The organism is Pseudomonas sp. RW10S2 (genome assembly GCF_014268985.1).
GTDB lineage: Bacteria > Pseudomonadota > Gammaproteobacteria > Pseudomonadales > Pseudomonadaceae > Aquipseudomonas > Aquipseudomonas wayambapalatensis.
This window is the reverse complement of record NZ_JABWRO010000185.1, coordinates 1-6,503: the sequence shown is the minus strand read 5'-3', so window position 1 is coordinate 6,503 and position 6,503 is coordinate 1. Positions and strand designations below refer to the sequence as shown.

The following is a 6,503-nucleotide window of genomic DNA, read 5'->3' as shown; positions in this document are numbered from 1 at the left end:
CCACACCGACACGTCGAAGCTGAACGGGGTTTTCTGCAGCACCACGTCGTCAGCGCCCAGGCCGTAGGCGTCCTGGGTCCAGAGCAGGCGATTGACCACCCCGGCGTGCTCGTTCATCACGCCCTTGGGCAGGCCGGTGGAGCCTGAGGTATAGATCACGTAGGCCAGGTGTTGTGGGGTGAGGCCCACAACCTCTGGGTTGTCGCTGGAAAGCGCATGCCACACGGGCAGGTCCAGATCGACCTGCGGCACCTCGAACGCTGCCAGCACCCCACGGGTAGCCGCATGCCCCAGCACCGCCACCGGCGCGCTGTCGGTGAGCATATGGCGGATGCGGTCGGCCGGATAATCCGGATCGACCGGCACATAGGCACCGCCCGCCTTGAGGATCGCCAACAAGCCAATGACCATCGACAGACCGCGCTCGACGCAGATCGCCACGCGATCATCCGGCTTCACCCCGAGTGCAATCAGGTGATGGGCCAGGCGGTTGGCCTCCGCGTTCAGTGCGCGGTAAGTCAACTCCCCGGTTTCGGCACGCAGGGCGATGCGCTCGGGCGTGCGTTCAACCTGAGCCTCGATCATCCCGTGAACGGTCTGCTCCAGGTCATAGTCCACGGCAGTGTCGTTGTAGTCGACCAACAGTCGGCGACGCTCCAGCGCATCCGGCAGGGCAATGCTTGCCAGCACTGCACCGTCGCTGCCGGCCATGGCCCACAGCAGTTGCTCCAGATACCCGCAGTAGCGCTCCACCGTGGCCCGCTCGAACAAGGCGGTGGCATAGTTCAGCGCGCCGCCAAAGCCTTCTGCGGTCTCGCCCAGGCTCAGGCTCAGGTCGAACTTGGCAAAGCCCTGCCCTTGGCCGAGGTTGCGCAGGCTCAGGCCGTCCAGCCCAGTGGCGAAATCATGGCCGCCCTCCCACTCCAGCGACACCTGGTACAGCGGCGTGTGGGCCAGGCTGCGCGCTGGCCTGATCAGGTCCACCACCTGCTCGAACGGCAGGTCCTGATGCTCCTGCGCGGCCAGTACCTGGGTCTTGACCCGCGCCAGCAAGGTGCCGACATCCGGCGCGTCCGCCAGGTCCAGGCGGATGGCCAGGGAGTTGACGAACAATCCGATCAGCCCTTCGACCTCTGCCTGTCGACGCCCGGCCACCGGCGTACCGATCACCACCTCGTCCTGCCCCGACAAACGTGCCAGCAGCACCGACCAGGCGCCCATGAACAGCATGAACGGCGTGACCTGGTGACGCTTGCACAGGGTCTTGAGATCGTCTGCGAGGCGCGCGTCCAGGCGGATACGCACGCTGTCACCCGTGTAATCCTGGCGCACTGGACGCGGCCGGTCGGTCGGCAGGCTCAGCAGCGCTGGCGCACCGGCCAGGTTGTTGCGCCAGAACTCGCCCTGGCGCTGCAGTGCCTCGCCCTGCAGCCAACGGCGCTGCCACACCGCGTAATCGCCATACTGGATCGGCAACGGCGCAAGGAGCGCCTCGCGGCCCTCGCGCAAGGCCTGGTACAGCGCGCTCAGCTCACGGGTCAGCACGCCCATCGACCAGCCATCGGCGACGATATGGTGCAGCGTCAGCAGCAGCACATGGTGCTGTGGCGCGACCTGCAGCAGGCGAGCCCGCAACGGCAATGCCTCGCCCAGCGCGAACGGCCGCGCAGCTTCTGCGCGGATCACCTCGTCCAGGCGCGGCTCATCGGCTCTGCCCAGCTGCTCGCGCAGCAATACCAAGCGCTGCGCCGACAACCGCACCTGCGGCTCGCCATCGACCTCGAAGAACTCGCTGCGCAGCGCCTCGTGACGCTCGACCAGTGCCACCAGGGCCTGCGCCAAGGCGTCGGCGTCCAGTTCGCCGCGCAGCTCCAGCGCCAGGGGAATGTTGTAGGCCTGGCTGGCACCGTTCATCTGTGCCAGGAACCACAGACGCTGCTGGGCGAACGACAACGGCAGCGGCTGATCGCGTGCCACTGCCAGCACCGGCGGCAGCTCGCTGCGCGCAGCCGCCGCCACCACCTCGGCCATCGCCGCCAGCTCGGCCTGGGCGAACAGTGTCCCCAGCGTGAGCTCCACGCCGAGTCGCTGACGAACCTGCGCGACCAGGCGCATGGCCAGCAGCGAGTGACCGCCCGACTCGAAGAAGTGATCCTGTCGACCGACCCGCTCGACCTGCAGCAACCCTTGCCAGATCTGCGCCAGGGTCTGCTCCAGCTCGCCCTGGGGCGCCTCGAAGCGACGCTCGAACAGGTCGGCGCGGGTGGGGGCCGGCAGCGCGCGGCGATCAAGCTTGCCGTTGGCCGTCAGCGGCAGCGACTCGAGCCGCACGAAGGCGACCGGCACCATGTAATCGGGCAAGTGCGCCTGCAGCTGTGCACGCAGTTGCGCAGCCGCGGCCACCTCGACGCTGTCCTGGCCGGTGAAGTAGGCCACCAGGCGCGCCTGCCCCGGCTGGTCCTCGCGGGCCAGTACCACGGCTTCGTTGATGCCTGGCAGCGCTGCCAGGCGGCTTTCGATCTCGCCCAGCTCGATGCGCACGCCACGGATCTTCACCTGGTCGTCGTTGCGCCCGAGATAGTCGAGGGTGCCGTCATCCAGCCAGCGCACCAGGTCACCCGTTCGGTACATGCGCGCGCCCGGTTGCGCGCTGAACGGATCGTCGAGGAAACGCTCGGCAGTCATCTGTGCACGGTTCAGGTAGCCACGGGCAAGCCCGGCACCGCCAATGTACAGCTCGCCGGCTACGCCCTGTGCCACGGGCTGGCGGTGCGCATCGAGCACGTAGAGCCGGGCGTTGTCGACCGGCGCGCCAATATGCAGCACACCGCCAGGGGTCATCGCCCCGGAGCTTGCGACCACCGTGGTTTCGGTGGGGCCGTAGTTGTTGATCACGGCAAAACCGGGGTGACGGGTGAATTGCCGCAGGCGGTCACCGCCGATCAGCAGGGTGCGCAAGGTCGGGTGATCGATCTGGTGGCTAAAGGCATATTCGGCCACGGGTGTCGGCAGGAAACTGACATCCAGCGGGCAGCCGCGCCACCAGGCGAGCAAGGCGTCGATATCCTCGCCCTGTTCGCTGGGCGGCGCGATATGCAGGGTAGCCCCGGCGCACATGGCCGGCCAGACTTCCCAGGCCATGGCATCGAAGCCGAATCCGGCGAGGCTCGAGGTGTGGCGCCCCTGGCACAGGTCGAAGGCGCGGCAATGCCAGTCGATCAGGTTGTTGAGGGTGCGGTGTTCGACCATCACGCCCTTGGGCAGGCCGGTGGAGCCGGAGGTGTAGATCACGTAGGCCAGGTTGCCGACAGCCAGGCCATCGACCTGCGGGGCGTGCTCGCTCGACGGCCAGTCTGCCCGGTCGAGCTCGATCACCGGCACCGAACACTCGCCAAGACGTGCGCGCAGGTCGTGCTGAGTGAGCAGCGCGGCCGGGGCACTGTCATCGAGCAGGTAGGCGATGCGTTCATCGGGATGCGCCGGATCGATCGGCACGTAACCCGCGCCGGCCTTGAGGATGGCCACCAGGCCGATCAAGGTGTCCAGACCACGACGGGCCAGAATCGCCACGCGGTCTTCAGGCTGCACGCCGAGCATGACCAGGCGCTGGGCCAGGGCGTTGGCACGTTGCTCCAGCTCACCGTAGCTCAGCGCGCTGCCTGCGCAGGTGGCGGCCACGGCTTCGGGCTGCGCGCGGGCCTGGAGCTGGATACGCTGGTGCACCGTGAGCATGGTTTCGGTGTCACCTGGGCGGTCGTTGAAGGTCTCGAGCACTCGCTCGCGCTCGGCGGCAGGCAGCATGTCGAGCCGATCGACACCCAGCGCTGGCGTTTGCGCCAGGGCCTTTACCAGGCTTTCGAGGGTTTTCTCAAGATAGGCGCAGACCCGCTGCTTCGGCACTTCGGCAGTCGCCAGCAAGGTCAGGCGCAGAGCGTCGCCCAGGTCGTCGACACTCAAGGTCAGCGGATAGTTGGTGCGCTCTTCGCTTGCCAGTACTTCGATGCCATCCCACGCCGCGCGGGCCTGGCCATCGGCAACCGGCGCACTGTGCCGATAGTTGAGCAAGGCGTTGAACAGTGGCGTGGGCGCGGCCACACCGCTGCAACGCTGGGCCAAGGCCAGCGGGGCGTGCTCGTGACGCATCAGCGTGGTCAGGCGCTGGTGAGTGGCCTTGATCGCCGTGACCAGGTCCAGATCGGCCAGATCCACCCGCAGCGGCAAGGTATTGATGAAAATCCCAAGTGCACGGTCGTTGGCCTCCGCACCCATCAGGCGGCCCATCAAAACGGTGCCGAACACCACCTGCTCACGCCCGGTCAGCCCTCCAAGAACCCGTGCCCAGGCCAGGTGGAACAGGCTCGCCAGGCTCACGCCCAGCGCCCGCGCCTGGCTGCGCAGGCCATCGCACAGGGCCGGCGCCAGCGTCAGGCTCTCTTCGTGCGGTGCACTACCGTCCCCCTGCACGTCCTGCAGGCCGTAGGCCAGCGTCGGCTCGACGATATCGCCCAGTTGCTCGCGGAAAAACGCCTCGTGCTGTGCCTGGCTGACGCCCAGCAAGGCCTGGCCGACGTAATTGCGAAAAGGTACTGCCGCGCCCAACAGGTGGCCGTCACCGCGCAACACGGCCTGCATTTCGTTACGCACCACCTCGAGGGCGCTGTGGTCCATGGCGATATGGTGGAACTGCAGCGTGGCTTGCACGCGACCGTCGCTGGCCGCAGGCGCGCAATGCAGGCGGATCAGCGGTGCCTGGTCGAGATCGATACGCTCGTCCAGTGGCCTGCCGCGGCACACCTGCAGCCGGGCCTTGCGCCAGACCACCTGGACCGGCGCCTCCAGTCCCTGCCAATGCACCGAAGTGCGCAGGATATCGTGGCGGTCGATCACCGCCTGCAGCGCTTGGACGAACGCCTGCAGGTGCGCCTGGCTGGCAAAGGCGAATTGCGACTGCATCACGTAGGGGTCGCTGCCCTCTGCGCTGGCGTGATGATAGAGAATGCCCTGCTGCAAGGGCGCCAGCGGGTAGATGTCCTGCACATTGGCGTGGCCGCCGGGAATCTGCGCGGCGAGCGCATCGATGGCGCCCTGGTCGAGCTCGACCAGGTTGAGCAGCGCCGGGGTGATCCGTGTGCAGTCGGCCGGGATGGCGTTGTCCGGGGCGCCGGCATTGCCGGCCCTGGCCACGTACTCACCGCGCTCGAGCAGTGCGATCAGCGCCGGCTTGTGCTCGCGCAGGCGCGCCACCAGGCTCGCATCGGTCAGCGCCTGGCGGTTGCCCTGGACCACCAGCTGGCCATCCTTGAGCGCCAGCTGGATATCGTTGGCTGACAATGTCGCCAGTAGGTCGTTGATGCTCACAGGACGATCTCCATTCTGTCTGTGATGGCGGCATAGCCTGCCAAGGTCGGTTGTTCGAACAGCGCGCGCACATCGGCCTCCAGACCCTCCTGGCGCAGGCGGGCGGTCAGGGTCACCGCCAGCAGCGAGTGGCCACCCAGTTCGAAGAAGTTGTCGTGCCGCCCTACCCGCTCCACACCCAGCAGCTCGCACCAGAGCGCAGCCAGCAACTGCTCGGTGTCGCCTTGGGGGGCCTCATAGGGACGCGCCTCGGCCACGGTGGCGGCCGGCAGCGCCTTGCGGTCAAGCTTGCCGTTGGGGCTCAGTGGCAAGGCGTCCAGGTGCATGAACAGCGTCGGGACCATGAATTCCGGCAGTTGCGCCGACAGCTGCTGGCGCAGGCCCTCGACGGGCTGCATGGCGCCGGTGTAATAAGCGACCAGGCGCTGATCCACGGCCAGCACCACCGCCTCCTTGATCCCCGCAATGCGAGTCAGGCAGGCCTGGATCTCGCCCAGTTCGATGCGCAGGCCGCGGATCTTCACTTGGTCGTCGTTGCGCCCCAGGTACTCCAGGGTGCCGTCGGCCAGATGCCGGGCCAGGTCTCCGGTGCGGTACAGGCGTGCGCCGGGGCGGGTGCTGAACGGGTCTTCGATGAAGCGCTCGGCGCTCAGTTGCTCGCGATTCAGGTAGCCGCGGGCGACCTGTACGCCGCCGATGTACAGCTCACCGGCAACGCCCTGCGGCAATGGCTGGCCCTGCGCGTCGAGCACGTAAAGCGTGGTGTTGGCGATCGGTTTGCCGATCGGGGTGTTGTCTGGGGTCTGCTCCAGTGGCTCGGCGCAGTGCCAGGCACTGACGTCAACTGCAGCTTCGGTCGGGCCGTACAAGTTGTGCAACTCGACGCTCGGCAACTGCGCCTTGAAACGCCGTACCAGGCTGCCGGGCAGTGCTTCACCACTGCACAGCACGCGCTTGAGGCGTGCGGCCTGCAGGTCGCCGTGGGCCAGGAAGACATCGAGCATGGACGGCACGAAGTGCAGGGTCGTGATACCACGCTCGGCGATGACGTCAGCCAGGTACTGCGGATCGCGATGGCCACCTGGGCACGCCATGATCAGTTGTGCACCGGTCTGCAGCGGCCAGAAGAACTCCCACACCGACAC

At 67.3% G+C, this 6,503-nt stretch carries 2 protein-coding genes; both read right to left on the bottom strand.

The window, feature by feature from the left end:
* Positions 1-5,358, bottom strand: a 5,358-nt coding sequence (locus HU729_RS24540; RefSeq protein ID WP_186711815.1) for a non-ribosomal peptide synthetase, incomplete at its 3' end; no start/stop codon positions are given.
* Positions 5,355-6,503 (bottom strand): AMP-binding protein (locus HU729_RS24535; protein WP_186711814.1); only part of this gene is annotated, 1,149 nt, incomplete at its 5' end. The genes HU729_RS24540 and HU729_RS24535, both read right to left, overlap by 4 nt.